This is a genomic window from Allohoeflea poritis (assembly GCF_027889715.1).
In the GTDB taxonomy this organism is placed as follows: Bacteria; Pseudomonadota; Alphaproteobacteria; order Rhizobiales; family Rhizobiaceae; genus Hoeflea_A; species Hoeflea_A poritis.
Genome location: NZ_JAPJZH010000003.1, coordinates 251,442 through 278,199 on the forward strand (window position 1 = coordinate 251,442; position 26,758 = coordinate 278,199).

Consider the following 26,758-nt stretch of genomic DNA (forward strand, 5'->3'; position numbering starts at 1 on the left):
AGTTGCCGGTAGCCGCAAGGTCTGCGTGGCCGGATCGTCCGGCCACGCAGAGGCGTCTTTACTTGTAGAGGATCTGGCCGTTTGACGGACCCCAGAAATCCTTCCAGTCATAGGTCGGCACGTTGTCGAGATAGGCTGCCTTGAATTCCACGGCATCCTCGGGCGTGATCATGATCGTGGGACCGTAGAACTCGCGATGCTCATTCGGCTCTTCCGACGGCTTGAACGCCCCGGTTGCCGCGTGATAGGCGAGCGCTGCGGTCACGCCGCCGCCCCAATGCGGGTTGGTGAAGACCGTTGCCAGGATGTCGCCCTTGGCAACGAGTTCGACCGCCTGCGGATTGCCGTCATAGGTCACGATCGGCACGGACATGCCTTCGGCCCGCAGCGCTTCCAGAACGCCGTAACCGATGGTGTCGTTCGCACAGTGCACGCCGGTGATCTCATCGCCGTAACGGGTGATGAAGGATGACATGATCTGGTTGGCCTTCTGGGTGTCCCAATCCGCCGGCTGCGCGTCCAGCAACTCGACATCAGGATAGTCTTTAAGGGCGTTCTTCAGGCCCTGCAGACGCTCGATGGCGGGGTTGTTCGATGCGATGCCGCCGAGATGCACCACGCCGCCCTTGCCGCCAATGGCTTCCAGCAAGATGCGCGCGGTCTGCTCGGCCGGCTTTTCGTCCGACCAGGTCATGTGGCTGACATAGTTGTCACCGAAATCCCACGGATGCAGGTCGTCGGTCTTGTTCCACAAAGTCGAGACATAGGCACCGGCGCCGGCACAGGCTTCAACGACCGGACGGCAGTTCGGCGCGTCATTGGTATCGATGGCCAGCGCCAGTTCGCCATTGGTCTTGGCCAGCAGCGCCTTGACGTCGGCAAGCGACTTTTCGGAAGACCCCTCGTTGATCAGGTGGGTGAGCGAATCCTTGGGCTTGCCGAGGCTTTCGACAAAGGCCTCGCCGCCGGAAACGATCTCGTTCCAGTACGGATTGGTGCGGTTGCGGTACGACCAGGCGATCGTCGGATCGGCATAGGTCGCGGCCTGTACGGGCGACGGACCGAACATGCGCATCGCCGCGGCACCGGAGATTCCGTAGGCTGATGCCAGCAGCAGATTCCGCCTGGAAATCTTCTCCTGCTCGATGAATTTCTTGATGAACGACATTTCTCTCTCCCATGGAATTGATCAATGCGAGGAATATTCAGGCTGCACGCGTCGGAAAAATCATGATTTCCACGTCTGGCCTTTTCGCATTAACGCACTAACTAGTTACTTCGTTATTTGACATGTGTCAACACCCTTGCGACAGTGGCGCGACACGTGCGGCATTGACCGTGGCCGGCTTGCGGGTGCCATAGACGGGTTCTGGAACTAACGGGTTATTTCTGGTGGACTTTGGGGCACAAACGTCTTGACAGAATCGATTGCGATTGAATTTGATGGGGATACACGTGGAGGTGCCGGTGGGTGGTAGAGCGAGATGAGGGCACAAGCGTTTCAATCAGCAAAGCGGGACATGATGGCGTCAACTACCAAACCAAAGCGCATTCGCGACGCGGACGCCACGCAAAAGCGTATCCTTTCGGCGGCGCGGAAGGAATTCGCCAAAAACGGTCTTGGCGGTGCCAGAGTGGATGTCATTGCCGAGCGGGCCAAGGCCAACAAGCGCATGATCTACCACTATTTCGACAGCAAGGAGAGCCTGTTTCAGCGGGTTCTGGAAGATGCCTATCTGGATATCAGGACGGCCGAGCAGAAGCTTGAATTGGATCACCTCGCGCCCCCCGAAGCGCTCAAGGCGCTGGTGACATTCACCTGGAACTACTATCTGAAAAATCCGGAGTTCCTGACGCTGGTCAACAGCGAGAACCTGCACAAGGCACGGCACCTGAAACGCTCGACCGTGCTGAAGGATGTCAGCCGCCGTTTCGTCGGAATGGTCGGCGATCTTCTCAAGCGCGGTGAGGAAGCCGGCGACTTCCGCAAGGGAATCGATCCGGTCCAACTCAACATCACCATCGCGGCGATCAGCTATTATTACCTGACCAACCGGTTCACGGGATCGATCCTGTTCGAACGCGATTTCATGGACCAAGGCAAGCTCGACGAGCGCCTGGAATTCAACATCGAAACCGTGATGCGGATGGTCTGCGTCTAAGACGCACGGATTTCCGGCGTCTGCCCCGCTGCCCTACACGCTGACCTTGTAGACCCGCTTGGTGTTTTCCTGCGCAATCTGCGCCGCCTCGTCTTCGGAGAGGCCCTCGAGGATTGTCCGCGTCGCGGCAAGCCAGTCCGGCAGGCCGTTGGCCATGTCGACGACCGGCCAGTCGCTGCCCCAAACGATCCGCCCCGGCCCGAAGGTCTCGATGACATGATCGACATAGGGCCTGATCGCATCGAGCGAGGCCTCACCGGCGGCACAATAGGCAAGCACACCGGAAAGCTTGCAGGTCACGTTCGGCAGCGCGGCAAGTTCGCCAATATGCGCCCGCCACGGGTCGAGGCCGCCGCCGGCGATATCGGGCACGCCGCAATGGTCGAGGACGAGGCTCGTATTGTCGCACGCCTTTGCCAGTTCGAGTGCGATCGGCAGTTGGGCCGCCAGGAAACACATGTCAAAGACAAGCCCCCTCCTGCCGATCTCCCGGATATTGCGGCGGAAGGTTTCCGACTGCGACAGATCGTCGGGCATGACATGGAGGATGCGGCGAAAGCCGACGACGTTCAGGCCCGCACACTCGTCGAGCCAAGCCTCGTAACCCTCGTCGCTTTCCGGCCGGCATGACGCGATCAGACCGATGATACGGCTCGACGGCCGGCCTGCCAGTTCGGCGGCAAACCGGGCTTCGGCCTTGTAGTCCGCGTCATCGACACCCGTTTCCATGAAGATGGTCGCCGCCACACTGCGTTGATCGGCGAGTTCCTGATAGGTTTCCAGCGTAAACGCCTTGTCCGCAAGAACAGGAATGCCCGCCGTCCAGCCGTAGCCGGCCACGTCCGGATAAACGAGATGCTGATGGGTATCGATAAGCGGTATCATGACATCCTCCCTGTGGTGCCTATGCGTCGTCGAAACACTCCTGCTTCTGCGTGCCCAGCCCTTCAATGCCGAGTTCAACGACGTCGCCGGCCTTCAGATAAGTCGGCGGCTTCTGCCCCATGCCGACGCCGGGCGGCGTGCCGGTCGAGATCACATCGCCCGGATGCAGGCTCATGAATTGGCTGAGATAGGCGACGACATGGGCGACACCGTAAACCATGGTGCGGGTCGAACCGCTCTGCATGGTGTTGCCGTTGACGGTCAGCCACATATCGAGGTTCTGCGGATCGGCGATCTCGTCCCGGGTAACGAGCCAGGGACCGATCTGACCGAAATTGTCGCAGGACTTGCCCTTGGTCCATTGTCCGGCGCGCTCGATCTGGTAGGCCCGCTCCGATACGTCATTGGTCAGGCAGTAGCCGGCGACATGATCCAGCGCATCGGCTTCATCGACATATTTCGCGTGTTTTCCGATGACCACCGCGAGTTCGACCTCCCAGTCGGTCTTTTCCGAGCCGCGCGGAATGAGAATGGGATCGTTCGGTCCGCAAATCGCACTGGTCGCCTTCATGAAGATAACCGGTTCGGGCGGCACTTCCATGCCGGCCTCTTCGGCATGGTCGGCATAGTTCAAGCCGATGCAGATGAACTTGCCGGTTCCGGCGACACAGGGTCCCAGCCGCACGGACGCATCCACCGCCGGAAGCGTTGCCGGGTCGATCGCCGCGATACGCGCTATCCCCTCATCGGACAGCGTTTTGCCGGCGATATCACCGACGACCGACGACAGATCCCGGATGGTCCCATCGCCATCCACCATACCCGGCTTCTCCGAACCCGTTTCTCCAAATCTCAGTAATTTCACATTCTTCTCCTGTCAGACATTCGCCCAGCCACCGTCAATGACATGTGCGACACCGGATGTATAGGCCGATTCCTCGGATGCGAGGTAGACCACCAGCGCGGCGATTTCCTCCGCCTTGCCGATGCGCCCCATGGGCTGGCGGGCCACGAAATCGCTCCTCGCCTTGTCATAGTCTCCGGTGGCACGCAGCCGATCATCGAGCGAAGGCGATTCCACCGTTCCGGGGCAGATGGCGTTGCAGCGGATACCCTTTTCGATGAAGTCGGCGGCAACCGCCTTGGTCATCCCGATGACGGCGGCTTTGGATGCGCCGTAGACGAAGCGGTTCGGCGCGGCGATCACCGATGAGGCCACCGAAGACATGTTTATGATGGAGGCACCGCCATTGTCGATCATGCCGGGCAGGAAACGGCGGATCATGCGGTACATGGCCTTGACATTGAGTTCGAAGGAGAAGTCCCAGTCCTTCTCATCGCAGTCGAGGATGTTTCCGTTGGCGACATAACCGGCGCAGTTGAAAAGCACATCCGGCGCGCCGACCCGTTCTGCCGCCTGATCGATCGACGCCGGGTCGAGAACATCCAGCCGGAACGTCTCCAGCCCTTCGTTGTTCAGCGACGCCAGCGCTTCCTCATTGACATCGGTCGCGAACACCTTTGCACCCTCGCGGCTCATCGCCAGCGCGGACGCCCGCCCGATGCCCTGCCCCGCTGCCGTTACCAGCGCCGTCTTTCCTTCAAGTCTTCCCATATGCCCTCACGATACTGTCCTTGCTAAACCGGCAAACATGCCGGACCAATCGGTTCGAAACTCTTATATGTCAGGATGAACTCGGTGTGGCCGAGCGCTTCGGATTTCGTCTGCTGGCCCGCGGCCACGTGCAGGACCTGATTGAATATCGCCGATCCAACCTCGTCAAGTGTCGCATCGCCGGTCAGAATGGCGCCGGCATTGATATCCATGTCTTCGCTCAGCCGTTCATACATGGTCGGATTGGCGGCAATCTTGATGACGGGCGCCAGCGCCGAGCCGACCACTGAACCCCGCCCGGTCACGAACAATGTCAGATGCGCACCGGAGGCCATCATTTCGACGATCTCGGCATTGTCGGAGATATTGGGAAATCCGAAACGGACTTCGCCATCCGGCACGACATCCATGAGGTAGAGCCCGCCTTTCGGCGGCCTGTCGCCCGGCTTTATCAACCCGGATATCTGTGAACTGCCTGACTTTGCATAGGCGCCCATCGATTTTTCCTCGATGGTCGAAAGGCCGCCATCGGCGTTGCCGGCGGCAAAGCTGCCATAGCCGAGCTCGGCATAGTAGCGCGCCGCCTTGTGCACGGACCGGCGCAATTCGTCGGCAAGTTCAGGCGTTGCCGCCCGCGCGGCCATGATCTCCTCGCAGCCGATCAGTTCGCCGGTCTCCTCGAAGATGCAGGTCGCGCCTTCCCGGACGAGCCGGTCAAAGGCGCGGCCCGTGGCCGGATTGCCGGAAATTCCGCTCGTGCCATCGGAACCGCCGCACACGGTGCCGACGACAAGGTCGCTGACATCCATGGAAACGCGTTGTGCGCCCGCAAGCCCGGCAAGCGTCCGCTCGATCCACGCCCGGCCCTTTTCAATGGTCGTGCGCGTGCCGCCTTCGCGCTGGATCACCAGCGTGGATACCGGCCGGCCGCTGTCGGCGATGGTTTTTTCAAGCCGGTAGCGATTGAAGCTTTCGCAACCCAGCGAGACCAGCAATACCGCTCCGACATTGGGGTGGGTGCACAGGCGCTCCATCATGTTCTGCGCATATTCGTTGGGAAAACAGCCCGGAAATCCGATCAGATGCGCTTCCTCCCGATGCGGAAGCACGATTTCGCGGGCAACATGGTGCGCGCATTCGACAAGGTAGGCCACCGCGACGACATTGCGGATACCCTTGCGACCGTCGGCGCGTTGAAAACCTTCAAATCTCATCGGCCCTCTCCATTGCGCTCACCGATATGATCGGCGCGCGCGGCATCAAGAGAATGGGTGGGCGTGTAATCGCTTCTGATATTGTGGAGATGAACATGATCGCCGACCGCAATGTCGGCGGTCGCCGAGCCGATGGGCACGCCGTATTTGAGCACTTTTTCACCCGCGCGAATTGGGCGAAGCGCCACTTTGTGCCCGAGGCCGATACGGACCGCGGCAATGATCTCACGACCGCTGACCAGAAACGTTTCGCCGGCCGGAATCGCCTCTTTCGCCACGGCGACATTGTCGCGTGGCGACAGGGTGAGCAACCTCCTGTCGGTTTCAAGCCGGTCGGTCAAGGTTTCGATCCTGCCCATCGGTTCACAGCTCGGCGATCGTGCAATTGTCGATAAGGTCCCAGTCGAGTTCCACTCCAAGACCCGGCTTGACCGGCATGCGCGCTATTCCATTTTCGACGGGCAGCGGCTCCGCCAGTCCGAACGCGAACTGCGACACCGGCCACAAAAGCTCGAAATAGCTGTTGTTGCGTACCGCTCCGCACAGGTGCAGATTGACCAGTTCCAGCGGGTGGAAAATCGTCGTGTGCAATTCGCAGTTCATGTGAAACGCCTCAGCAAGACGCGCCGTCTTCAGCGCGCCCGTCACACCGCCGGTCCAGGAGATATCGGCCCGCACCGCATCGACCACCCGCGATGCAATGCACTCGGCAACCGAATAGGGATGTTTGGCGATAACCTCGGTGCCTACCACCGGAATATCGAGGCGCCGCGTCAGTTCCCGCAGGGCGCTGAAATTCTCATCCGGCAGAGGCTCTTCAAGCCAAAGATAGCCAAGTGCTTCCAGTTCCCGGCCAAAGCGAACAGCTTCCTCAAGCGAGTAGGCCGCCACGGGATCGGACATCAGCGTGAATTCGGGACCGACGGCTTCGCGCACGGCACGGTGGACCTCGATATCCTCTTCAGGCGAACGCCCCGGCGGATGGATCTTGTAGGCCTTCATACCGGCATCGCGCACGGCACGCGCCTCGTCCTGATAGGCGGCGGCATCGGGCAGAACCATGGACGAGGCATAGACCGGGATTTCGCTGCGCGCGCCGCCGATATAGCGCCAGAGCGGCTGTTCGGCCGCCGTTGCTCCGAGCAGCCACAGGCAACAATCGACAGGACCGTAAAGATAGATCGGCAAGTGATGCCACCAGCGGTCGGCCACGCGCCAGTCATGCCAGGCCGCCTCGCGATCGAGTGCGTCGCGGCCGACCATGAAAGGCCTGAGCGATGCGGCCGCCAGGTGACCGGAGCCGAGCGCCGAGCGTCCGGCGAAGCCGAACATGGAGGCCGACAGGCCGTCCTCGGTGTTGGCCGTGAAAACCAGGAACTCCATGCCGTCCTGCGCGATGCCGTCGCGGGTCGCATCGCCCGGGATGACGGCCTGCTGCAATCGGCAACAGCGGATGTCGAGGCTGGCGATCTTCATCAGAATTTTCCGAAACGCAGATAGGCCTCTTGCGGATCGACGCCCTCAAGGATCGCTTTGCGGACCAGGTTCTCCGTCTGCATCGCTTCGACGGACTTTTCCAGGACCTCATCCAGGCGCTCGAAGGGAATGCGCACCATGCCGTCGCGGTCGCCGTGCAACCAGTCGCCCGGGCGAATGAGGACATCGTCGATCATGATTTCCACATCGATTGCCTTCGGAAGCCAGGTGCCGACGATATCGCGCGGCGTGTGGTGGGTGCGCCAGCAGGCGAAACCGAGATCCAGGATAAAATTCGCATCGCGCAATGCGCCGTCGAGGACGCAGCCCAGCACACCCTTGCGGTGCAGGGTTTCGGCGGAAAGCTCGCCCATCTGGGCGACGAGATGGGTGTTTGGCTGCGCCGTCCAGATATGGCCGGGCTTGCATTGCGACAACAGCCCCGTCCAGGCCAGCAATGTTTCATGGGCGTCCGCCGTCTCATCCATCCGCCCCTCGATGGTGAATGCCGGCCCGCACAGCGTCTTTTCCGGCTGCAGCGGCGTGATGCGCGGCGGCAGGGTGAAATTGCGCAAGCCGCTCGCCCGCATCACGTCATGGATGACGCCGGTATAACACTGCCCGAGTTTGCCGACGCGTGCGTCAGTCATGATGAAAAACCTCCTCCATCATGGCCCACCATTCACCTTCCTTGCGCGTCTCGAGCGGAACCTGGCAGGGCATGCACACATCCCACCATTCCCGGGTCTTCGGATCGGCGGCCATGAGCGCCGCATCGGCCTCGAAATCGTTGCCGGTATATTCCCAGTAGCCGAACAGAAGGTTCTCGGGCTCTTTCAGGAAGATCGAGTAATTGGTGATGTTGCATTCGCTTATCTTTGCCAGGATCTCCGGCCAGACAGCCGCATGCAGGCGCTTGTATTCCTCGACCTTGTCGGCGTTCAAACCGATGACCATTCCCATTCTCTGCATTGTCTATCCTCCGGTGAATACGCGCTTGTGCGCCTCGGCCCTTGCCTCAATCGCCGGCCAGTCCCATTCGATGCCGATGCCCGGCGCCGATGGCGGACTTGCCTGTCCATTGTGTATCTGAATGCGGGAAACGGTGATGTCGTCGAGCTGGGGGATATATTCCAGGATCGGCGCGTTCGGCACGGCGCAGACCAGACTGACATGCAACTCCATGAGGAAGTGCGGACAGACGGATATGTTAAAGGCTTCGGCCATATGGGCCACCTTCAGCCACGGCGTGATCCCGCCGATGCGCGCCACATCCACCTGGACGATCGAACAGGCGCCCTGATTCAGGTAGTCCTTGAACTGGCTGATCGAATAGAGGCTCTCGCCGACGGCGACCGGCACGCGCGAACGGCTGGCAAGGGTTGCATGGGCGCCGACATCGTCGGCGGGCATCGGCTCCTCGAACCAGCCGACATCAAGCTCGGCCAGCATTTCGGCGCGGATCAGCGCCTCCGACAATGCGAAACACTGGTTGGCGTCGGTCAGGATGCGGTACGCGTCTCCCACCGCCTCGCGCACCGCCGCCAGACGCGCCCGGTCCTCGGCCGCCGTCGGCTTGCCGATCTTGAACTTGGAGCCGATGAACCCCTGCTCGCGCATGGCAAGGGCATCCTCGACCAGCGCTTCCGGCGCAAGCTGCAGCCACCCGCCCTCCGTCGAATAAAGCGGCACCGCGTGTTTGGCGCCGCCGGCCATCCTGTAGAGGGGTTGCGATGCCTTCCGGCAGCGCAGGTCCCACAGGGCCGTATCAATGGCTGCAAGCGCCAGGGACGTAACCGCGCCCACGGCGGTCGCGTGGGTCAAGAACAGCAGATCGCGCCAGATGGCTTCGATCTCTTCGGCTTCCCGGCCGATCAGCGCCGGAATGAGGGTGTCGCCGAGCAGGCTCATCACCGCCCCGCCGCCGGTACCGATCGTATAGCAGTAGCCGGTTCCGACGGCGCCGTCGGTGTCGGTGATGCTCAAAATGGGCGTTTCCTGGCTGACAAAGGCCTGGATCGCATCCTTGCGCTCCGCCTTGGGCGCAAGGTCGACCATGACCAGTTCCACCCTTTCGATGCGCGCCATCAGCCGAGCCTCACGGATTTCTGCGTTTCAGCGTCGAAGAGATGGACCTTGTCGAGCGAGATGTTGAAGGTCATGCGTTCGCCCGGCGATACGTCGCGCGGATCGAACATCTTTCCAAGCACCTCACTGCCATTGATCCGCGTGTAGAGGATCGTCTCCGTGCCAAGCAGTTCGGCAAGTTCCACCGTGAGTTCCACCGTCGCCCGGTGACCGCTTTCCGCGATGCCATGCCCCTGGGGCGTCAGATCGTCGGGCCGCAGCCCGAAGACCACCTTCTGCCCGTCGCGCACATGCTGTTCCAGACGTTCGGGTATCGGCAATTGCGTGCCGTCGGAAAGGACGATCCGGTTGTCGGCGATCTCGGCATCGATCAGGTTCATCGGAGGCGAGCCGATGAAGCTCGCGACGAATGTGTTGAGTGGATGGTTGAACACCTCCATGGGTGTTCCGACCTGCTCGATCCAGCCGTCCTTCATTACGACGATGCGATCGGCGAGTGTCATCGCCTCCACCTGGTCGTGGGTCACATAGACAACCGTCGTCTTGACCCTCTGGTGCAGCTTCTTGATCTCGGTGCGCATCTGCACCCGCAGCTTGGCGTCCAGATTGGAGAGCGGCTCATCGAAAAGGAAGGCTTCGGGGTGGCGCACGATGGCGCGGCCCATGGCCACGCGCTGGCGCTGGCCGCCGGACAGTTCCGCCGGCGTGCGTTCCAGCAGCTCTTCCAGCCCGAGGATCTCGGCTGCCTCCCTGACCCGCTCGGCAACCACGGCTTCCGGCTGCTTGGCGATCTTCAGGCCGAAACCCAGATTCTCGCGCACGCTCATATGCGGATAGAGCGCATAGTTCTGGAACACCATGGAGATATTGCGTTTGCGCGGCGGAAGGTCGTTGACAACCTGCGGGCCGATGGAAATCGTCCCGTCCGAGATCTCCTCGAGCCCGGCGATCATGCGCAACGTGGTCGACTTGCCGCAGCCGGACGGTCCGACCAGGACGACGAACTCATTGTGCTCGATATCGAGGCCGATACCGTGCACGACCTCCAACGGGCCGTATTTCTTGACAACGTTCTGCAGCTTGATTTCAGCCATGAATTATCCCTTCACGCCGCCGAATGTCAGGCCGCTTATGAGATGCTTTTGCACGATGAAAGTGAGGATCAGCGCCGGCACGATGATGATCACCGCCATGGCCGACATGCCGGCCCAGTCAATGGTGAACTGGGCGGTGAAATCCATCAGCCCGACCGGCAGCGTCTTGCTGTCGGTGGACCGGGTGAGCTGGCTGGCAAGCGCGTATTCGTTCCAGGACGTCAGGAAGGCGAAAATCGCCGCGGAGGCAATGCCGGAGCGTGCCAGGGGAAATTCGATCTTCCAGAAGGCCTGCCAGCGTGTGCAGCCATCGACCTGCGCCGCCTCGGACATCTCCTTCGGAATCTGTCGGAAGAAGCCGTCGATCAGCCAGATGGTGAACGGGATGTTGAGCGCCACATAGACGATGATCAGCCCGGGTTTGGTGTCGATCAGACCAAGCCGGCTCCAGATCATGAAAACCGGCAGGGACAGGGCAATGCCCGGTACGGTGCGCGACAGCATAAGGCCGAGGAAAATCCCGTCCTTGAAGCGGAAGCGGAAACGGGCAAAAGCGTAGCCGCCGGACATGCCGATCAATATGGCGATGACCGTGCTGGTCAGGGCAATGATCAGCGAGTTGGTGAAATAGGCGGGCACCGGGATCGCCACCTGTTCGGCGCCGAAGCCGAAGATCTGGGCAAAATTGTTGAGGGTGAGTTCCTCGGGAATCCAGATGGCGGGCTTGGCCAGCACTTCGCGGTTCGGGCGAAACCCGGTCAGCACCACCCACAGTCCCGGCAGGCAGATGATCAACATGAGCAGGAAGGTCATCACCCAGGTGACGGCCTTGCCGATGCGCTTCTTGAGGGCGGTATCCATCAGTTCGCCCCTCCCATGTAGCGCCGCGCGGCAATCAGCTTCCTGAAGAAATAGTAGGTGAAGGCGATCGACAGCAGGATCGACACATAGGCCATGGCGTTGGCCTGCCCCATCCGCGAATTGTCGTATCCGACCCGGGCAATCATCGTCCAGAGGAGCTCCGTGCGGCCGGCGGGGCCGCCGCCGGTCATGACGTCGACAATGTCATAGGCGCGAGCGACATCGAGCGAGCGGATCGTCATGGCGATGAAGGCGAAAGGCATCAGGAACGGCAGCGTGATGTGGCGAAACACCTGCCACGGATTGCAGCCGTCTACCTTGGCCGCTTCCAGCGGATCGCGTGGCATGGCAAACAGCCCGGCGAGCAAAAGGATGGCGAAGATGGATGTGCTCATCCACACTTCGGCGACGATGATCGAACCCATGGCGAGATGCTTGTCGACCAGCCATGGAATGGCGCCGTCGCTCAGCCCCAGCGACTGCAGCGCATTGTTCAGCACGCCGATATTGTCGTTGAAGATGAACTTGAACTGATAGCCGACGAGGATCGGCGAGAACATCATCGGGAACATCATGATCGTGCGCAGGGTGCGCTGCCCCCAGGTGATCCTGTTGATCAGGAGGGCAATGCCGAGGCCGAACAGGAATTCCAGATTGAGCGCAATCGTCAGGAACAGGACCGTGCGGCCGAAGGCGACCCAGAAATCCCAATCGGTGAAAATACGCTCATAGTTTCGAAACCCGACAAAGTTGTAGAGACTGTCGGGCCGGATCAGCCGGTAACCGGTAAAGCTCGTGTAAAGGGAGAAAAGCAGCGGCAGCAGAACGACAAGAACGAGAACCAGTATGGCAGGCAGAAGCAGAATAAAGGGCGTGAACCCTTCGCGCTGCCAGAATGGAAGCTTTTTTTCGATTTTCGCCATGGTCCGTCCCGTCTAGTGGGAATGTCTGGTCGAACGGCGGCCCGAAGGCCGCCGTCCGGTTGGGAGGACATCAGAGATAGCCCGCATCTTCCATGACCTCGCGTGCCGATTCCGCGGCTTCGTCGAGTGCTTCCTGCGGCGACTTCTCACCCAGGATGGCGGCCTGCAGGCGCGGCCAGATTTCGTTCGAGACCTCGATCCACGGCGCAATCAGCGGCGGTGTGAAGGCATCTTCCGCCATGGATTGCGAGTAGGTCTCGAAGACCGTCACCATGAATTCATTGCCGGCTCCGTCGAATTCGGCAATGGCTTCGTCCCAGACCTTGGCGCGTGTCGGCAACAGGCCCTTGCGCGCTTCGATCATCTGCCGCTCATGCGATGTGAGGAAGGAGATGAAAGAGGCCGCGGCTTCCTTGTTGTCGCAGGTCTCGGTGATCGAGAAGGTGTGGCTGCCCGACCATCCGCTGCGCTTGCCGCCCGATCCGACAGGTGCGCGCACCAGGCCGATATCGCCGGCGACCTTCGAATTTGCCGGATCATTGAAGAAGGATGCCCAGCCGGCCCAGTCGAGATTCAGCGCAACAGTGCCGGATGCAAAGCCAAGACCGGTGTCGTCCCACAGATAGTTGAGAACACCTGCCGGCACGGCCTTCGCATCATACAGGTCCTTGAACCACTGGACCGCGCGAACGCCGGCTTCCGAGTTGAAGGTCGGGTTCCAGTTCTCGTCGAAGAGCTGCCCGCCCTCGGCGATCAGCAATTCGTAGAAGCGGCCGGTGATCGCCTCGTCCTTGCCCACATATTGCGTGCCGAAGAATTCGGGCGCATTGGCGAAGAAAATGGCCTGATCCTTGAACTGGTCCCAGGTTTCCGGCGGCGCCAGATCATAGCCGTGCTTTTCCTTGAACCGGTCCTTGTTGCCCTGATCCGCGTAGAGCGATTTCTTGTAGTAGAGGTTGGAGATGTCCGAATGCCTCGGCAACTGCACCAGGCGTCCGTCAACGGTCGAGTTCGCCAGAGCCAGCTCCTGGAACTCGGCAAGCGTTGCTTCCGGGATCACACCGTTCAGGTCGATATAGATGGTTCCGTATTGCGGCGCGAAGCTGGTGTGGTTGGAGCCGACACACCAGTCGAGCGTTCCGGCTGCGATGTCCTGCTTGATTTCGCGGTCGAGCTCGAAGTGGTTCTTGCGGGACAGGACGTCGACCTTGGCGCCGGTCATCTCTTCCCACTTCTCGATTTCGGCATAGAGCGGCTCGTACTGCGCACCGCCGATCAGCTTCACACGCAGCGTATATCCGTCGAAATTGCCGTAGTCGATCTCCTCGGCGCTGACTGCGCCGGCCATCAGCAGCGGCAATGCTGTCGCCGCGGCCAAAAGTTTGATTCCTGCCTTGGTCATCGTTTCCTCCTTGGTACGATTGCTTGAGTTCGTCATTTCGATTGTCCGGCCGACTTTCCATCGCCGTCTTTAGTCTTGTCCGCGCCGAAGACAGCTGCGTTGTGCTGGCCGAGGACCGGCGCCGCTATCTCGGACTTCAGGGTCGCGGCGTTGATGCGGATCGGGGAGCGCACGGCAGTCAGCTCAAGGCTGGCGTTGCGTCGGATCGTCTGCTCCAGATCAAGCATGCGATAGGCTTCGCTTCGCAGCATGTCCTGCCAGTCGAGGACCTCGGAGCACCAGATGTCCGCCGGCTGCAGCACGGCAAGCCATTCGGCCGTCTTCTTCAGCTTGAGACGCCGGGCGATGGACTGCTTGATCTCGTCGCGATGGGAAAGCAGGGCGTTCTTGTCTTTGTAGAAATGGTCGAGGCCTTCCACACCAAGCAACTCCGCAAGCGTCTTCAGTGACGGCGTCATGGCAAGAGCCAGATAACCGTCGGCGGTCTCGTAAACGCCGTAGGGTGCGCCCAGATAGGCATGCGCCCCGTTGAACCCGCTGCGTTCGGGCGGCCTGTTGCCGTCGTTGAGATGGGTCGTCAGGACCTCGAACTGGAAATCGATCATCGCCTCGAAGAGGCTGGTCTCCACCTTGGCGCCCTTGCCGGTAATGCCGCGGCCGACCAATGCCGCCAGAACACCCTGCGCCAGCGCATTGCCGGCCATCATGTCGGCGACCGCCAGCCCCATCGGCATCGGCGGATCGTCACGGCTGCCGGTCAGCCAGAGCAGCCCGGAACGCGCCTGGGCCAGAAGATCCTGGCCCGGCAGGTCCTTCCAGGGGCCATCCTCGCCATAGCCGGAGATCGATCCGTAGACGATGCCGGGATTGATCTTGCGTACGTCCTCGTAACCGAATCCCTGCCGCTCGATGACGCCCGGCCGAAAGTTCTGGATCATCACGTCGGCCGTTTTCAAAAGGTCAAACAGCCTTTGCCGGTCCTCTTCGTTGCGCAGGTCCGCCGTGATGCTTTCCTTGTTGCGGTTGATGGCATGGAACAGCGTGTTGTCGCCATCGATATCCGTGTCCGACAGATAAAGGTAGCGGCACAAATCGCCGATCTCGGGCCGTTCCACCTTGATGACCCGGGCGCCGAGATCCGCCAGCTTCAGCGTGCAGACGGGACCGGACAGGAACTGGCTGAAATCGATAACGGTCAGACCGTTGAGCGGCCGGTCGGCCTGCGGCAGATCCCTCATGACCGGCTCTCCAGATAGGCTGACTGCAATTTGTCGAGCGTTGCTTCGATGCCGGCTTCGCCGCGCAGGCACTCGTGAACGATGTCGCCGCCATGATCCTGAAGGCCCATATAGCCGTCGTAGCGCGGGCGCAGCCAGGCCGTCTCCAACGTCTGTCGCGTGTTGCGGAAGAAATCGCCGCATGCCGCATTGCAGGCATCGTCTTCCCAAGCGACCGCATTGCCCGGCTGGCCGCCGGATGAGAAATAGACACCCGACTGACACTGCGCTCCGGCGATCCAGAACGCATAGTCGGCGGCGATGGCGCTGTGTTCAGACGAAGCGGACACCGCAATGCCCGTTCCGCCGATCACCGTGCCGCGCGGCCCGTTGTTGCCGATACCGGGCGCGTCGGCGAAAGTAACCGGAAACCTGCAATAGCCGCGGCGGCTGTAGTTCGTATAACCATAGCCGAACGGCGCATAGATCGGGCCGTCGGCCGTCCGGCCCATCCATTCCAGAACCCCGATGGGATCGAGCGTCAGGCAGCGCGCATCCATCAGGCCGGCGATCTCCGCCATTACTTCGAGGACACGCTGGCCCTGCGCGCGTTCGATAAGGAGCCCGGGATCCTCGGCAATAGCGTAATCCATGTTGCGTGCGAGGCCGAAAAAGGTCATCAGCGCATTGATCGGGATGAGCGCAAAGGCCACGTCGCCGCCCCTGGCAAGTTCCACAACCTCGTTCCAACGCGTCGGTGCCACGCTCAACTGGTCCGAACGAAAGGCGGCAACCGGCGTGGCGGCATCGATCGCCAGCGCCCATTGATGACCATCAAATTCATAGGAGCGGTGCGAAACGCCAACGGATTGGGCGGCCAGCGTTTCCAGCTCCCCTGCCCGGCCCAGCGTGTCCAGCGCCAGGAGCTGTCCGCTGCGAGCGACCTCACCGACATGCGGATGATCGATGACCATCAGGTCATAGTCGCCGGCCATCTCCTCTATCGGGCGGTCGGCGAAAGCCTGGAGCGAGCGCTTTTCCCAGGCAATCGACACGCCCGGATGCATCTCGGCAAACTGCTTCGATGTCGCGACCATCGGATCGTAACCACGGCTGTGATCCCAGGTCATGCCGCGCAGATGTATCGTCTCACCCATCCGCAGCTACCCCGCCGCCTTCTCTTTCGCCAGCTTGGCAACCTCGTCGGCGAACGCCGCCGGATCGCGATAGAGCGCGGTCATGAGATGTTCGCAATAAAGCACCAGCTCGCCGTCGCCCTTGAAGACCGAATAGCTCACACGCACCTTGCCCATCTCCTCGTTCTTGATCTCCTTGGAGAGGTTCTCGCGGATCGTGTAGATGGTGTCGCCGATAAAGACCGGCGCGATGAAGCGCAGGCGGTCATAGCCGTAGGAAAACGAATTCAGGCAGTTGGTCGCGGCAAGTCCCAGGCCGTAGGAGAATACCTGAGCGCCGGCCACCAGGCGTTTTCCGAAAACGCCCTCTTTCTCGGCAAAGCCCTGATCGCCGACATAGGGATGCATATCGAGCACCAGCGAATTGAAGAGCATGGCCTCGCCTTCGGAGATGGTGCGCCGGATGGAACGGATTTTGTCGCCGACCTCGAAATCCTCGAAGTACCAGTTCTCTGCGTTCCAGACCGGGATTTCGCAATGGTCCTTGGGCAACCCGGGCAATGCCCGTGCGTGGACACCAATCTCAGCCATTTCTCCTCCCCAGGCTTCATTCTTGCCTGTCAATGATCCATGTTATTTTTTATTTGTCAAATTCTTTTCTATATATAAAATCCAAACTGTGCATTGACATGCCCGGACATCGCCGCCGACCGGGACGGCTGCCAGTTGTCGCAGGCATAATCAGCGCGGCGAAAACGGGAGGATCATGATGATTGCGGAACTCAAACAGTCCTGGCCGGCGCCGTCGGCGCCAAAGCCGGTTGTTATTGTGGGCGCAGGCGGCATTATCCGCGATGCCCACCTGCCGGCCTATGCCAAGGCCGGCATAGCGGTCGGCGGCGTGACCGATGTCGACGCCGGGCACGCCAATGCCTTGGCCAGCGACTACGACATACCGGCGGTCTATTCGAGCCTGTCAGACGCGGTTTCGGCCAAGGGGACCGATGCGGTCTACGACATTGCGACGCCGCCCCACGTCATCACCGATATTCTGCCGGACCTTCCCGACGGCGCTGCCGTTCTCATTCAAAAGCCGATGGGCGCCGACCAGGAGCAGGCGCGCCGCATCCGGCAGATCTGCCGCGACAGGAAACTGAAGGCGGCGGTCAATTTCCAGCTACGCTTTTCACCGATGATGATGGCTGCCAGGGACGCAATCGAGAAGGGTCTGCTCGGCGACCTTCTTGAGATCGAGGTGCACCTCAATATCTTCACGCCCTGGAAGCTCTTCCCGTTCCTCATTCCGATGGAGCGCGTCGAGATCGCTGTCCACTCGATCCATTATCTCGATACGATCCGCGCGCTGGCCGGCAGCCCCTCCGGCGTCTTCGCGCGCAGTATCGGCGATCCGCGGGCCGAGGACTTTGCACAGACCCGGACCTCCGTCATCCTGGATTACGGCGACCGGCTGCGCGGCCTGATGTCGATCAATCACAATCACCAGGGCGGCCGCAAATTCCAGTCCGCCTGGTTCCGCATCGAGGGAACGGAAGGCGCCATGATGGTCAAGCTCGGCGTCTGCTTCGACTATCCGAACGGAGAAGAGGATGAATTGTGGTACTGCCCGAATGGCGGGGCGTGGCAATCCATACCGCTGGAGGGAAGCTGGTTCATCGACGCCTTCATGGGCACCATGCGCAATGTGCAGCGCTTCGATGCCGGCGAGGATGACCACCTATATGCTTCGGTCGAGGATGCCTATGAGACGATGGCGCTTGTCGAAGCCTGTTTCAATGCCATGCAGGTGCCACCTACTCCGCTTCAGCTTGACTGACATCCTGCAGGAAAGCCCCGCCGCCGAGGCTCTTGGTCAGCTCGGCGGCCGTCCTGATCAGTTCGAGACGGCAATCCTCGAAGGTGATCGGGTCGTTATATTTTTCGATATGCGGAACGGTCAGAGCGGCAACCGCCCGGCCGGAATGGTCCATGATCGGGGCCGCGACATTGACCACGCCCCGGACGACGAAACTGTCGCGAACCTCGTGTCCGTTGTCGCGTATCTTGCGCAGATCACGGCGCACCGATTCTTCACTCATGTCGGCCGGAAGCGGCACACTCTCGAAATATTCGCCGACCTCCTCGTCGGGAAGATGGGCAAGGATCACACGACCGGACGATGTCGACCAGAGATCGATCTTGGCGCCGAGGCGCACGGTCATGTTGTTGATGCCGGGTGAATCCACCTGCCCGACGACAAGCACGCTGTCGGACGTCAGGATCGCCAGATGCGAGGACTGCTTGACCGCATTGACCATCGCCCGCATCAGCGGCCCGGCAAAGGCCGTGAGGCGCCGGATCTTCGGGATGCGGTGCGAGATCTCGAACAGGAAAGTTGTCAGAACGTAACGGTCGCTCAGCGGTTCCTGCGCCACGTAGCCGCGCTCCATGAGCACCACCAGCATGCGGAATATCTCGCTGACGGACCGGCCGAGCGCCCGGGCGATTTCCGACTGGCTCAGACCCGTTTCCTGATCCGACAGGAGTTCGATGATATCCAGCCCCTTTTCAAGGGCGGGAGCGGAATAGTTCTGTTTTTTGACGGCTTTATCCATCCGTTCGCCTCAGACAGCACGCCGGAGCGTGTCGGGATACTTCGACTCGCTATTTTCTAGGGTAATTTGCGCCGGATCAAGAGACAGGCCGTGTCTGTCCAAGCAGGCTATACACGCCGGACACGCATCTTGACGAGTTTCGGCTCGAGATAGGCATCGAGCCCCTCCGGCCCGAGTTCGCGTCCGATGCCGCTCATCTTCCAGCCACCGAAGGGCGCCTGCAACTCGCTGACATCGTTGACATTGATGCCGATACCGCCGAATTCCAGCCGGTCCGCGACGGCCCAGAGCCGCTCAAGGTCCGAGCCGTAGAGATAGGCCGCCAGCCCGTATTCGAGGCTGTTGGCCATGGCGATCATCTGCGCATCCGTATCGAATGCGGCAACGGCCGCAAGCGGCCCGTAGGTCTCGCTGGTCATCGGCAGACTGTCGGCCGGCGCGTTGTCGATCACTGTCGGCCTGTAGAAAAAGCCGCTGCCGAAGGTCTCTCCGGCCGGTCTGCTCCCGCCGGCGACAAGCCGCCCGCCCTTTGTGACGGCGTCCTTCTGGTGGGCCTCGACCCGCTCAATGACGGAATTGTTGAGGACGGGTCCGTATTCGACGCCTGCATCGGTCCCGTGGCCAAGCTCCGTCCCTTCGGCCAGCCCGGCCAGAATATCCACGAATTCATTGTGCACGCACCGGTCCACCAGGATCCGGTTCACCGTGATGCAGATCTGTCCCATATTCGAGAAGGAACGGCGGTGCGCCGCCCGCGCCGCCTCTTCAAGATCGGCATCGGCCATGACGACGAGCGGCGCATTGCCGCCGAGCTCCAGGCAGAGCTTTTTCAGATTGCCTGCGGCATTGCGCATGATGTCCTGGCCGGCAGGGATCGAGGCGGTCGCCGAGAGAACGCGCACGCCCGCGTGACGCGCCAGCGCGGCGCCCGCCACCGGGCCGCGGCCCGGCAAATCGGCGAGCGCGCCCATGGGAAGCCCGGCTTCGTGCAGGCAATCGACCAGCATGGCGATCGCCAACGGTGTCTCGGGCGGCGATTTGACGATCAACGGGCAGCCGGCGGCAATCGCCGGCCCTGCCTTCCAGCAGTAAAGATCGACCGGGTAGTTCCACGGAACGATCGCCGCCGCCACCCCGACGGGATGATAGGAGACGATATTCTTGATGTCGGCGGCCATGGCCGGCCGCAGGGAGCCGCCGATGCGAATCACCTCGCCCGCATAGTAACGAAGCACCCGCGCACCGAAGAGGATTTCCTTGCGGTTGTCGGCGACCGGCTTGCCCTGCTCGCGGGTCAGCAGGAACGCCATGTCCTCGGCGCGCGCCTCGATCAGGCCGACCGCCCTTTCGAGTATTGCAGCCCGCTCATCTGCGTGCATCGCCGCCATGGCGGGAGCCGCCCGTTGCGCGGCTGCAACCGCGCGGTCGACAGTCGCCTCGTCGGCAAGCAGGGTCGAGCCTACCGGCGCTCCGGTGGCGGGGTCGGCGATCTCAAACCGCTCAAGCCCTTCCGGGAACTGCCATTCGCCGTCGATGAATAGTCCGCGATCCATGACCCAGCCTTTCTAACGCATCTTCAGGCGCCGCCAGAGTTCGGCGTAGTTGCGGTCGTTCTGAATGTCGGCCTCGGCCTTCTCGGCCGTGTTGGGGCTGACCATGACGAAGGGCTCATGACCGCGTTTGACCATGATTTCCACTGTCGCGGCGTTGATCGCCTGGCCGACGGCAATGGCAATCGACGTGGATGTCGCGCCGACCCGGTATTTCAGGCCTTCGATGGATATGCCCGCATCGCCCTTGGGCACGCCGGTGTCGATGACCACATCGGCAAGTTCGTACAGACGCTTGCCGCAGGAATGGCGCGATGGCGTCGACGAGGAATGCGGGACAGACGTAACGCCGATGAGCTTCATGCCGCGCTCCTTGGCGCCGACGGCAATGTCGAGCGTCACGGCATTGAGACCCGAATGCGAGAAAATCAGCATCGCATCGCCGGAATCGAGCTGGTGCGAGGACAGGATCGCGTCGCCATAGCCTTCGCGGCCGTGGATGAACCGGTACTGGCGCGCGCCGCCGTCGCCCAATACGCGGTGAAACGAGATCATCGAGCTCTCGACGATCGGCCGAAAACCGGTGACCGTTCCCGTGCGCGGGAACATCTCCATCGCGGCAAAGGAGCCGTGACCGGTGCCGAAGGTAAACACCAGCTTGTCGTTGATGATCGCTTCTGCGCAGATCTCGGCCGCGGCCTCAATGGCCGCGCCTTGCGTGTCCGCGACCTTCTGCAACCGTTCCATGACCGTAGCGAAGTAATCCGTTGAAATATTACTCATTTTAACTCTCCATGCGGAACCGGTACGCCGTCAATCGAGCGCGCACAGCCCGCTTAACGCGATTTCGAACAATTGCTTCTCACCCTGCGCCAGCGCGCCCGGTTCGAGCTTTTCCTGGGTCAGCGCGTCCACTGTTCCGAGACACAATGTGGTGCATGCGACGTCGAGCGCGCCGGCTGCCGCCAGCAGAGCCGAGGTTTCCATATCGACCGCGAGCACGCCCATTTCCTTGAGCAGTTCCCTGTTTGCCGAAGCGCGGTCACGGCCCGCATCGTCGATGCCGAACATGTCGCGATAAAAGGCGTCGTATGTGGCGTAGATACCTTTTCGCACGCTCTGCCCCGCAGCGGCGGCCGCCTGATTCAAGGCCTCGACCAGGGCGGTATCGGCCGCATACGGCTCGCCGCCTTCCAGATAGGCCGGCGATGTGCCCTCGAAGCCAACGGCCGATGTGCTGACGATAAACTCCCCGCCACGCGCCGGCGGGAAATACATGGCGGTTCCGATGCGCAGGAAGCGCGATATGCCGAGATCGGCGAGTTCATGCAGTACGATCGTCGCGATCGGCGCACCCATGCCGAATGCCGCGATCGTCAGGGATTTGCCCGCAAAACCGCCGGTGACGGATTTGAGGCCGCGCGAGACCGGCAGGAACCGTGGCTCTTCGAGGAGGCCGGCAATACGGTCCACCCGGTCCGGATCTCCGATCAGTATGGCGCGATCGCCTATATCGTCGGCAGAATATCCGAGATACCAGGCCTTCTTCATGAGGTTTGCCTTTCCTGCCGCTGTTTCAGCATCTTGTTTGCCGCGTCGAGACCGGCTTGCGTCGCCGCGAGCGCATCCATTGTCCCGGCCATCTGTGCCGCAATGAAACCACCGGCCAGCGTGTCGCCCGCGCCCGTGGTGTCGCGGACCGCCAAAGGATCGATGGTCAGCGTCTGCACCTGCCCCTCGCATTCGACCGCGATTCCACGCAAACCCCGCGTCTCCACAATAGTCGTTTCGGGTGGTGTTTCCGCCACGAGGCTCCGCTCGGCTTCGTTGCAGAAAATCACATCGGCGGCCGACGAGAGCTCACCGCAAATCTCGGGAAAAAAGCTGTGCGCATCGTTCTTGATCACCCAGTAGAGCCGCGCGCTCGCCTTGCGGCACGCGAGGATCTCCCGGGTCAGGTGCGGCGGACCGACGGAAATGCACAGATGATCCGCGCCGGCCAGGAGGTCGCGCTGGGCTTGCGTCAACGTCTCCTCACCGGCAAAGACCGGATCGAAAAGGCAGGCGCACGTGCCGTCTGCCTGATAGGCCAGGATGGCCGTCGGCGTGCGCTCCGACGGCAGACTGGCGATCCCGCCAATATCCGCTCCGGCATCGCGCAGCGCACCGACAAAATGATCGCTTTCCGCGCCGGTGCCGATCCATGTGAGCGGTGAAACCGATCCGCCTTCGCGTGTGACGGCCAGCGCCATATAGGCCGGGCAGCCGCCGATGCGCGGCCAGGCGGCGGGATCACGGTGATCGATCAGTGTCGTCCTGTCGCCGCCGATCTGCCCGGACAGGCCCACCGGATAGTCGAGACTGGCATAGCCGGTGACCACCAGTCCCGTCATGACAGCATCTCCAGTGCCTCGTCCGTCGATATGAGCCGGCCCATATAGCGCTCGATATCCTCCAGCGACGCCTCGGCAAGGTGTTCGCGGTTCGAATTGGTCGCATCGCTGACCACGCAGACTTCAAAGCCGTTGGCGAATGCATCCTGCGCCGTTGCCCGCACGCATACATTGGTTTTCACCCCGCACAGCACGACCTGCTCCGCCGACTGCTCATTGAGGAACAGCGCCAGCTCCGTTGCGAAGAAGGCACTGAATCGCCGCTTGACGATCTCGATTTCATTGGGTCGCCCGGAAGGGCCGAAACCGTCGAAGAACTCGGCGTTGAACCCACCGCTCACACAATGGCGCGGCAGACGCTTGTTCTCGAAGTCCTCAAATCCCTGGCGGTGACGGTCCGCGACATGCACCACCGGCACGCCGCAGGCACCGGCCGCCGCAATGAGCCGGCGGACATTGTCGATCACATCCGCCGCCGCCGGATAGTAGTTCTCGCCGTCAGGGTGCAGGAAGGAATTCTGCATGTCGATGACTATGAGCGCGGTCTTCATGGAGCGACAGCCTTTCTGCGGTGATTGCGCCAGCCGGCGATACACAGTGCCACGAGCACCATGAGATAGGGAATCGTGCCGATGAGCTTCGGCGGCAACCCCGCCGTCTGCATGCGTATCTGAGTGGCGTCAAGGAAGCCGAACAGCAGGCACACCAGCGCGGTGGTCACGGGCCTGTCGCGGCCGAAATAGAACGCTGCGAGGGCGATGAAGCCGCGCCCCGCCGTCAGGCCCTCATTGAACAGGCCGATGGAAGCGAGCGCCAGATGCGCGCCGCCCAGCCCGGAAAAGAAACCGGCGAAGGCGGTGGAGAAATCCTGCACGTTGCGGCCCGATATGCCCATGGCGCGGGCCACCTGCGGCGCATTGCCCGTGGCGCGCACCCAAAGACCGATCCGGGTGTTAGCCAGCAGAAACGGCAGCGTGAAGACGGTTATCCAGGCGAAAACCGTCAGAGGCTCCAATTCGGACAAGGCCAGTCCGACGACCGGAATTCCGGAGACGAAATCGGGCATGAATTTCGGCAGCAACTGCACATCCGGCAAGCGCAGCGTGCCACTGGAATCGTAGACCCAGTTGAGGATGAAACCAATGAACCCGGCAACCAGGACATTCAGGCCCAGCCCCGCGACGATCATGTTGGCATTGGCGCGCGTGATCACAAGCGAGAACAGATAGCCGACGAGTGCGCCCGCGACGGCGGCAGACAGGACCGCCACGAACCAGCCGCCCGTCATCGAGGAGACGATGACCGCGACAAAGGCGCCGGCCAGCATCTTGGCGTCGAGCGCGATATTGACGATACCGCCCTGGCGGTTGACGAGGCCGCCCATGGCGGCGAGCAGAATGGGCGTCGTCAGCGTCAGGGAAGCGGCTATGACCTGGTCGACGATCATCGTCGCGCCCTCCATCGCTTGAGACTGATCCGGCCAAGCTCGACGACCGCGAAGATCATCACCGTGCCCTCGATGATATTGACGATGTCGAGCGGGATGTCGGAGAAGAGTTGCACTGTCGTGCCGGCGGAGGCCAGCGCGCCGAACAGGACAGCGCCGAGGAATATCCCGATCGCGTTGTTGCGGCCAAGCAAGGCGACCGCCATTCCAGTAAAGCCGTATCCGGGCGAAAAGCCGTCAGCGAAGCGATGCAGCTGGCCAAGCGCGTGGGACGCGCCGCCGAGGCCCGAGATGACGCCCGAAAGCACCATCACGAGAATGATCGTGGCCGGTATCGATATGCCGACCGCGCTGGAAAACCGCTTGTTCTGCCCTACCAGCGCGGCCTCGAAACCGGATGGTGTCCTGCGGGCCCATACCCCGTAAAGGATGACGACCAGCACACCGATCAGGAAGCCCGTATGCAGAGTCGACGGCGGCATCAGGCGCGGCAGTTGCGCGGCTTCGTGAACCAGCGGCGTGACGTTGTTGCCGGAGATTTCCGAGAGCAGCGGGCCGTTGACCAGATAACCGGTGATGCCGAAGGCAACGAAATTGAGCATCAGCGTCGAGACGACCTCATCCACCTCGTAGCGGGCCAGCAGGAAACCCGGCACCAAAAGCCAGATCGCCGAGACGAGCGCGGCAAAGCCGAAGGCCAGCGGTATCAGCGTCAGGCCGAGCGCTGCCGGAAGCGTGAAGCCGATAAACGCCGCGCAAAGCCCCCCGATAACCAATGCGCCTTCGACGCCGACATTGAAAACGCCCGAGCGGAAACAGATCGCCGTCGCAACGCCGGTAAACAGCAGGGGTGTCGCTGCAGACAGGGTGGCCGCAATGCGCCTTTGCGTGCCGAAGGATTCGGCGAACATCAGCGCGAAGACATCGAGCGGATTTTCGCCGATCGCCAGAAGCACGACAGCCGCGACGACAAGGGCCACGATGAACGGGAAAGCCAGGCCGATGCCCTTGTCGAACCAATCCATGAGAGGCGATCGCCCGATGCTTGCGGCCTCAGCCATCGCCCGCCCCCTGGATAACCATCATCCGGCCGATATGGCCGATATCGGCGTCCGAAGCGCTGGTCTCTCCGACAATCGCGCCATCGGCCATCACGAGTATGCGGTCCGACAGGGCGAGAATTTCATCGAGCTCTTCGGAGATCAGCAGGACCGAACCGCCGTTTCGGCGAAAGTCGGACAGAATGCCGTGGATGGCGGCGATGCCGACAAGATCAACGCCACGGGTCGGCTGCGAGACGATCAGCAGGCTCGGCCGCGATGCGATTTCCCGCGCGAAGACGAGCCGCTGCTGGTTGCCGCCGGACAGATCGCCGGCCGCATTGTCAAGGCCGCCATGGCGCACCCCGATGAAGGACAGCCGTTCTTCGGCGGCGCGCCGCATGGCTCGCCGGTTGAAAAACCCGCCATTGCTGATCGGCGGCTTGCGCTGGCTTCCGGCGATGACATTGGCTTCAACCGACGCTTCAAGCGCCAGGCCTTCATGCCGCCGGTCGGCGCTGATGTACCCCATGCCACGGGCGCGTCTTTGCTGATTGGACATATGTGTAATGTCCTGCCCGGCGAAGGAAACCACGCCGCCTCCGACAGGCCGCAATCCGACGAGACATTCGACGAGTTCGTTCTGCCCGTTGCCGCTGACGCCGGCGAGACCGATGATCTCGCCCTTGCGAAGTTCAAAGCCCACCCCGTGCAGCGGGTGGGATTTCTCGACGATGGGGGTCGTCAGGCCTGAGACTTCCAGCACCACGTCGCCGACAACGGCTTGTCTGCTCTTTGCATCCGCCGCGCTTTCCGGCAGGACACCCTGCCCGCCGACCATGTGGCCGGCGATCGTGTCCGGGTCCGTCTCGGCAACCGGGCTGGTATATTGCACCTCGCCGCGCCTGATGACGGTGACCTGGTCGGCCAGCGCCATCACCTCGCGAAGCTTGTGGCTGATGAAGAGGATCGTGGTGCCGCCATCGCGCAGCTTCTTCAGCAATGCGAACAGGTCGTCGACCTGCTGCGGGGCCAGAACGGCGGTAGGCTCATCGAGAATGAGTATCCGCGTTCCGCGCCGCAGCAGCCTGATGATTTCGACAAATTGCTGGATATGGACGGGCGTATTGCGGGCTGTGCGGCTCCAATCGACATGCGCCGCGGTTTCCCGCGCCAGCCGCTCGCCCGATTCCAGCGCCGAGCGCCAGTCGATCGTCGATGCGGGCCCCAGCGCGCGGATCACCGGCTCGTCTCCGAGCACGAGGTTCTCGAGCAGGGTGAGATCGGGCGCCAGCATGAATTCCTGGTGCACCATGCCGATACCGAGCGTGAAAGCCCTTTGCGGCCCTGTCAGATCGACCACCTGATCATCGACGATGATGCGGCCGCTGTCGGGCTGCTCGATGCCCTGCAGCATGCGCATGAGTGTCGATTTGCCGGCGCCGTTCTCGCCGACAATGGCATGGATTTCGCCCGGCGCAACCGTGATCGAGATGTCGCGGTTGGCCTCGATGCTGCCATAGCTCTTGCAGAGCCGGTCGGCGCCGAGGCGCACGGACACCTGGCCTGTTTCATCTCGGGCCGCGTTGCGGACATTCATTTACAGGTCTTTCGAATGACCAGAGGGGCGGCTCACGCCGCCC

Annotated in this window: 28 protein-coding genes; 2 read left to right on the forward strand and 26 right to left on the reverse strand. The window is 61.7% G+C overall.

What is annotated here, in order from left to right; all coding sequences use genetic code 11:
* Window positions 1–58: 58 nt before the first annotated feature.
* The gene (locus OOZ53_RS06535) at window positions 59–1,168 is read right to left on the reverse strand and encodes a sugar ABC transporter substrate-binding protein (RefSeq protein ID WP_271088555.1); all 1,110 of its coding nucleotides are present in this window, start codon (window positions 1,166–1,168) and stop codon (window positions 59–61) included.
* Window positions 1,169–1,484: 316 nt separating this feature from the next.
* Between OOZ53_RS06535 and OOZ53_RS06540 the strand changes: the two genes are divergently transcribed.
* A complete protein-coding gene (locus OOZ53_RS06540; RefSeq protein ID WP_425499115.1) occupies window positions 1,485–2,162 on the forward strand; it encodes a TetR/AcrR family transcriptional regulator in 678 nt (225 codons plus the stop codon).
* 33 nt (window positions 2,163–2,195) lie between these two features.
* Here OOZ53_RS06540 and OOZ53_RS06545 read toward each other — a convergent pair whose 3' ends face one another.
* The 16 genes from OOZ53_RS06545 to OOZ53_RS06620 all read right to left on the reverse strand — a co-directional run bounded on the left by OOZ53_RS06545 (window position 2,196) and on the right by OOZ53_RS06620 (window position 16,664).
* Entirely contained in the window at window positions 2,196–3,047 is an 852-nt protein-coding gene (locus OOZ53_RS06545; protein WP_271088556.1) for an amidohydrolase family protein, read from the reverse strand.
* Between the two features lie 19 nt (window positions 3,048–3,066).
* Window positions 3,067–3,912, reverse strand: a complete 846-nt coding sequence (locus tag OOZ53_RS06550; protein ID WP_271088557.1) for a fumarylacetoacetate hydrolase family protein — start codon at window positions 3,910–3,912, stop codon at window positions 3,067–3,069.
* 12 nt (window positions 3,913–3,924) lie between these two features.
* Window positions 3,925–4,662: an SDR family oxidoreductase gene (locus OOZ53_RS06555; protein WP_271088558.1), complete on the reverse strand. Its 738-nt coding sequence runs from the start codon at window positions 4,660–4,662 to the stop codon at window positions 3,925–3,927.
* A 23-nt stretch (window positions 4,663–4,685) separates the two neighbouring features.
* Complete coding sequence (locus tag OOZ53_RS06560; RefSeq protein ID WP_271088559.1) at window positions 4,686–5,876, reverse strand: UxaA family hydrolase; 1,191 nt, start codon at window positions 5,874–5,876, stop codon at window positions 4,686–4,688.
* Window positions 5,873–6,235, reverse strand: a complete 363-nt coding sequence (locus OOZ53_RS06565) for a UxaA family hydrolase (RefSeq protein WP_271088560.1) — start codon at window positions 6,233–6,235, stop codon at window positions 5,873–5,875. The genes OOZ53_RS06560 and OOZ53_RS06565 overlap by 4 nt, the downstream gene beginning before the upstream one ends.
* Window positions 6,236–6,239: 4 nt before the next feature.
* A complete protein-coding gene (locus tag OOZ53_RS06570) occupies window positions 6,240–7,352 on the reverse strand; it encodes an enolase C-terminal domain-like protein (RefSeq protein ID WP_271088561.1) in 1,113 nt (370 codons plus the stop codon).
* On the reverse strand, window positions 7,352–8,002 hold the full coding sequence (locus OOZ53_RS06575; RefSeq protein WP_271088562.1) for an RraA family protein: 651 nt from the start codon (window positions 8,000–8,002) through the stop codon (window positions 7,352–7,354). Before OOZ53_RS06575 ends, OOZ53_RS06570 begins: the two co-directional genes overlap by 1 nt.
* A complete protein-coding gene (locus OOZ53_RS06580; protein WP_271088563.1) occupies window positions 7,995–8,324 on the reverse strand; it encodes an L-rhamnose mutarotase in 330 nt (109 codons plus the stop codon). The genes OOZ53_RS06575 and OOZ53_RS06580 overlap by 8 nt, the downstream gene beginning before the upstream one ends.
* A 3-nt stretch (window positions 8,325–8,327) precedes the next feature.
* Window positions 8,328–9,440, reverse strand: a complete 1,113-nt coding sequence (locus tag OOZ53_RS06585; protein WP_271088564.1) for a mandelate racemase/muconate lactonizing enzyme family protein — start codon at window positions 9,438–9,440, stop codon at window positions 8,328–8,330.
* The gene (locus OOZ53_RS06590) at window positions 9,440–10,534 is read right to left on the reverse strand and encodes an ABC transporter ATP-binding protein (RefSeq protein WP_271088565.1); all 1,095 of its coding nucleotides are present in this window, start codon (window positions 10,532–10,534) and stop codon (window positions 9,440–9,442) included. The genes OOZ53_RS06585 and OOZ53_RS06590 overlap by 1 nt, the downstream gene beginning before the upstream one ends.
* A gap of 3 nt (window positions 10,535–10,537) precedes the next feature.
* Window positions 10,538–11,395, reverse strand: a complete 858-nt coding sequence (locus OOZ53_RS06595; protein WP_271088566.1) for a carbohydrate ABC transporter permease — start codon at window positions 11,393–11,395, stop codon at window positions 10,538–10,540.
* Window positions 11,395–12,318 carry a carbohydrate ABC transporter permease gene (locus tag OOZ53_RS06600; protein ID WP_271088567.1) on the reverse strand — a complete coding sequence of 308 codons (924 nt, stop codon included), beginning with the start codon at window positions 12,316–12,318 and terminating at the stop codon, window positions 11,395–11,397. Before OOZ53_RS06600 ends, OOZ53_RS06595 begins: the two co-directional genes overlap by 1 nt.
* Window positions 12,319–12,388: 70 nt before the next feature.
* Complete coding sequence (locus tag OOZ53_RS06605) at window positions 12,389–13,720, reverse strand: ABC transporter substrate-binding protein (protein ID WP_271088568.1); 1,332 nt, start codon at window positions 13,718–13,720, stop codon at window positions 12,389–12,391.
* Between the two features lie 32 nt (window positions 13,721–13,752).
* Window positions 13,753–14,958: a CaiB/BaiF CoA transferase family protein gene (locus tag OOZ53_RS06610; protein ID WP_271088569.1), complete on the reverse strand. Its 1,206-nt coding sequence runs from the start codon at window positions 14,956–14,958 to the stop codon at window positions 13,753–13,755.
* A complete protein-coding gene (locus OOZ53_RS06615) occupies window positions 14,955–16,094 on the reverse strand; it encodes an ABC transporter substrate-binding protein (RefSeq protein WP_271088570.1) in 1,140 nt (379 codons plus the stop codon). Before OOZ53_RS06615 ends, OOZ53_RS06610 begins: the two co-directional genes overlap by 4 nt.
* A 6-nt stretch (window positions 16,095–16,100) precedes the next feature.
* Window positions 16,101–16,664 carry a MaoC family dehydratase gene (locus OOZ53_RS06620; RefSeq protein ID WP_271088571.1) on the reverse strand — a complete coding sequence of 188 codons (564 nt, stop codon included), beginning with the start codon at window positions 16,662–16,664 and terminating at the stop codon, window positions 16,101–16,103.
* Window positions 16,665–16,839: 175 nt separating this feature from the next.
* Here OOZ53_RS06620 and OOZ53_RS06625 point away from each other — a divergent pair, with 175 nt between their 5' ends.
* Window positions 16,840–17,907, forward strand: coding sequence for a Gfo/Idh/MocA family protein (locus OOZ53_RS06625; RefSeq protein WP_271088572.1), 1,068 nt, complete (start codon window positions 16,840–16,842; stop codon window positions 17,905–17,907).
* Here the strand turns inward: OOZ53_RS06625 and OOZ53_RS06630 are convergent.
* The 9 genes from OOZ53_RS06630 to OOZ53_RS06670 all read right to left on the reverse strand — a co-directional run bounded on the left by OOZ53_RS06630 (window position 17,885) and on the right by OOZ53_RS06670 (window position 26,715).
* Complete coding sequence (locus OOZ53_RS06630; RefSeq protein WP_271088573.1) at window positions 17,885–18,685, reverse strand: IclR family transcriptional regulator; 801 nt, start codon at window positions 18,683–18,685, stop codon at window positions 17,885–17,887. The two genes, OOZ53_RS06625 and OOZ53_RS06630, sit on opposite strands and share 23 nt — an antisense overlap.
* A gap of 107 nt (window positions 18,686–18,792) precedes the next feature.
* Window positions 18,793–20,238, reverse strand: a complete 1,446-nt coding sequence (locus OOZ53_RS06635) for an aldehyde dehydrogenase family protein (protein ID WP_271088574.1) — start codon at window positions 20,236–20,238, stop codon at window positions 18,793–18,795.
* Between the two features lie 12 nt (window positions 20,239–20,250).
* Window positions 20,251–21,018, reverse strand: a complete 768-nt coding sequence (locus OOZ53_RS06640) for an SIS domain-containing protein (RefSeq protein ID WP_271088575.1) — start codon at window positions 21,016–21,018, stop codon at window positions 20,251–20,253.
* Between the two features lie 30 nt (window positions 21,019–21,048).
* Window positions 21,049–21,786 (reverse strand): phosphorylase family protein, encoded by a 738-nt coding sequence (locus OOZ53_RS06645; RefSeq protein WP_271088576.1) that lies wholly within the window; start codon window positions 21,784–21,786, stop codon window positions 21,049–21,051.
* Window positions 21,783–22,628: a carbohydrate kinase family protein gene (locus OOZ53_RS06650; protein WP_271088577.1), complete on the reverse strand. Its 846-nt coding sequence runs from the start codon at window positions 22,626–22,628 to the stop codon at window positions 21,783–21,785. Before OOZ53_RS06650 ends, OOZ53_RS06645 begins: the two co-directional genes overlap by 4 nt.
* Window positions 22,625–23,179 (reverse strand): cysteine hydrolase family protein, encoded by a 555-nt coding sequence (locus tag OOZ53_RS06655; RefSeq protein WP_271088578.1) that lies wholly within the window; start codon window positions 23,177–23,179, stop codon window positions 22,625–22,627. Before OOZ53_RS06655 ends, OOZ53_RS06650 begins: the two co-directional genes overlap by 4 nt.
* The gene (locus tag OOZ53_RS06660; protein WP_271088579.1) at window positions 23,176–24,075 is read right to left on the reverse strand and encodes an ABC transporter permease; all 900 of its coding nucleotides are present in this window, start codon (window positions 24,073–24,075) and stop codon (window positions 23,176–23,178) included. Before OOZ53_RS06660 ends, OOZ53_RS06655 begins: the two co-directional genes overlap by 4 nt.
* Window positions 24,072–25,136 carry an ABC transporter permease gene (locus tag OOZ53_RS06665; protein WP_271088580.1) on the reverse strand — a complete coding sequence of 355 codons (1,065 nt, stop codon included), beginning with the start codon at window positions 25,134–25,136 and terminating at the stop codon, window positions 24,072–24,074. The genes OOZ53_RS06660 and OOZ53_RS06665 overlap by 4 nt, the downstream gene beginning before the upstream one ends.
* Window positions 25,129–26,715, reverse strand: coding sequence for an ABC transporter ATP-binding protein (locus tag OOZ53_RS06670; protein ID WP_271088581.1), 1,587 nt, complete (start codon window positions 26,713–26,715; stop codon window positions 25,129–25,131). The genes OOZ53_RS06665 and OOZ53_RS06670 overlap by 8 nt, the downstream gene beginning before the upstream one ends.
* Window positions 26,716–26,758: the final 43 nt, after the last annotated feature.

Bases quoted from the DNA above. Each gene is read 5' to 3' on its own strand.
- OOZ53_RS06535 (WP_271088555.1), bottom strand. From the start codon at position 1,168: ATGTCGTTCATCAAGAAATTCATCGAGCAGGAGAAGATTTCCAGGCGG.
- OOZ53_RS06540 (WP_425499115.1), top strand. From the start codon at position 1,485: ATGAGGGCACAAGCGTTTCAATCAGCAAAGCGGGACATGATGGCGTCA.
- OOZ53_RS06545 (WP_271088556.1), bottom strand. From the start codon at position 3,047: ATGATACCGCTTATCGATACCCATCAGCATCTCGTTTATCCGGACGTG.
- OOZ53_RS06555 (WP_271088558.1), bottom strand. From the start codon at position 4,662: ATGGGAAGACTTGAAGGAAAGACGGCGCTGGTAACGGCAGCGGGGCAG.
- OOZ53_RS06560 (WP_271088559.1), bottom strand. From the start codon at position 5,876: ATGAGATTTGAAGGTTTTCAACGCGCCGACGGTCGCAAGGGTATCCGC.
- OOZ53_RS06565 (WP_271088560.1), bottom strand. From the start codon at position 6,235: ATGGGCAGGATCGAAACCTTGACCGACCGGCTTGAAACCGACAGGAGG.
- OOZ53_RS06570 (WP_271088561.1), bottom strand. From the start codon at position 7,352: ATGAAGATCGCCAGCCTCGACATCCGCTGTTGCCGATTGCAGCAGGCC.
- OOZ53_RS06575 (WP_271088562.1), bottom strand. From the start codon at position 8,002: ATGACTGACGCACGCGTCGGCAAACTCGGGCAGTGTTATACCGGCGTC.
- OOZ53_RS06580 (WP_271088563.1), bottom strand. From the start codon at position 8,324: ATGCAGAGAATGGGAATGGTCATCGGTTTGAACGCCGACAAGGTCGAG.
- OOZ53_RS06585 (WP_271088564.1), bottom strand. From the start codon at position 9,440: ATGGCGCGCATCGAAAGGGTGGAACTGGTCATGGTCGACCTTGCGCCC.
- OOZ53_RS06590 (WP_271088565.1), bottom strand. From the start codon at position 10,534: ATGGCTGAAATCAAGCTGCAGAACGTTGTCAAGAAATACGGCCCGTTG.
- OOZ53_RS06595 (WP_271088566.1), bottom strand. From the start codon at position 11,395: ATGGATACCGCCCTCAAGAAGCGCATCGGCAAGGCCGTCACCTGGGTG.
- OOZ53_RS06600 (WP_271088567.1), bottom strand. From the start codon at position 12,318: ATGGCGAAAATCGAAAAAAAGCTTCCATTCTGGCAGCGCGAAGGGTTC.
- OOZ53_RS06605 (WP_271088568.1), bottom strand. From the start codon at position 13,720: ATGACCAAGGCAGGAATCAAACTTTTGGCCGCGGCGACAGCATTGCCG.
- OOZ53_RS06610 (WP_271088569.1), bottom strand. From the start codon at position 14,958: ATGAGGGATCTGCCGCAGGCCGACCGGCCGCTCAACGGTCTGACCGTT.
- OOZ53_RS06615 (WP_271088570.1), bottom strand. From the start codon at position 16,094: ATGGGTGAGACGATACATCTGCGCGGCATGACCTGGGATCACAGCCGT.
- OOZ53_RS06620 (WP_271088571.1), bottom strand. From the start codon at position 16,664: ATGGCTGAGATTGGTGTCCACGCACGGGCATTGCCCGGGTTGCCCAAG.
- OOZ53_RS06625 (WP_271088572.1), top strand. From the start codon at position 16,840: ATGATGATTGCGGAACTCAAACAGTCCTGGCCGGCGCCGTCGGCGCCA.
- OOZ53_RS06630 (WP_271088573.1), bottom strand. From the start codon at position 18,685: ATGGATAAAGCCGTCAAAAAACAGAACTATTCCGCTCCCGCCCTTGAA.
- OOZ53_RS06635 (WP_271088574.1), bottom strand. From the start codon at position 20,238: ATGGATCGCGGACTATTCATCGACGGCGAATGGCAGTTCCCGGAAGGG.
- OOZ53_RS06640 (WP_271088575.1), bottom strand. From the start codon at position 21,018: ATGAGTAATATTTCAACGGATTACTTCGCTACGGTCATGGAACGGTTG.
- OOZ53_RS06645 (WP_271088576.1), bottom strand. From the start codon at position 21,786: ATGAAGAAGGCCTGGTATCTCGGATATTCTGCCGACGATATAGGCGAT.
- OOZ53_RS06650 (WP_271088577.1), bottom strand. From the start codon at position 22,628: ATGACGGGACTGGTGGTCACCGGCTATGCCAGTCTCGACTATCCGGTG.
- OOZ53_RS06655 (WP_271088578.1), bottom strand. From the start codon at position 23,179: ATGAAGACCGCGCTCATAGTCATCGACATGCAGAATTCCTTCCTGCAC.
- OOZ53_RS06660 (WP_271088579.1), bottom strand. From the start codon at position 24,075: ATGATCGTCGACCAGGTCATAGCCGCTTCCCTGACGCTGACGACGCCC.
- OOZ53_RS06665 (WP_271088580.1), bottom strand. From the start codon at position 25,136: ATGGCTGAGGCCGCAAGCATCGGGCGATCGCCTCTCATGGATTGGTTC.
- OOZ53_RS06670 (WP_271088581.1), bottom strand. From the start codon at position 26,715: ATGAATGTCCGCAACGCGGCCCGAGATGAAACAGGCCAGGTGTCCGTG.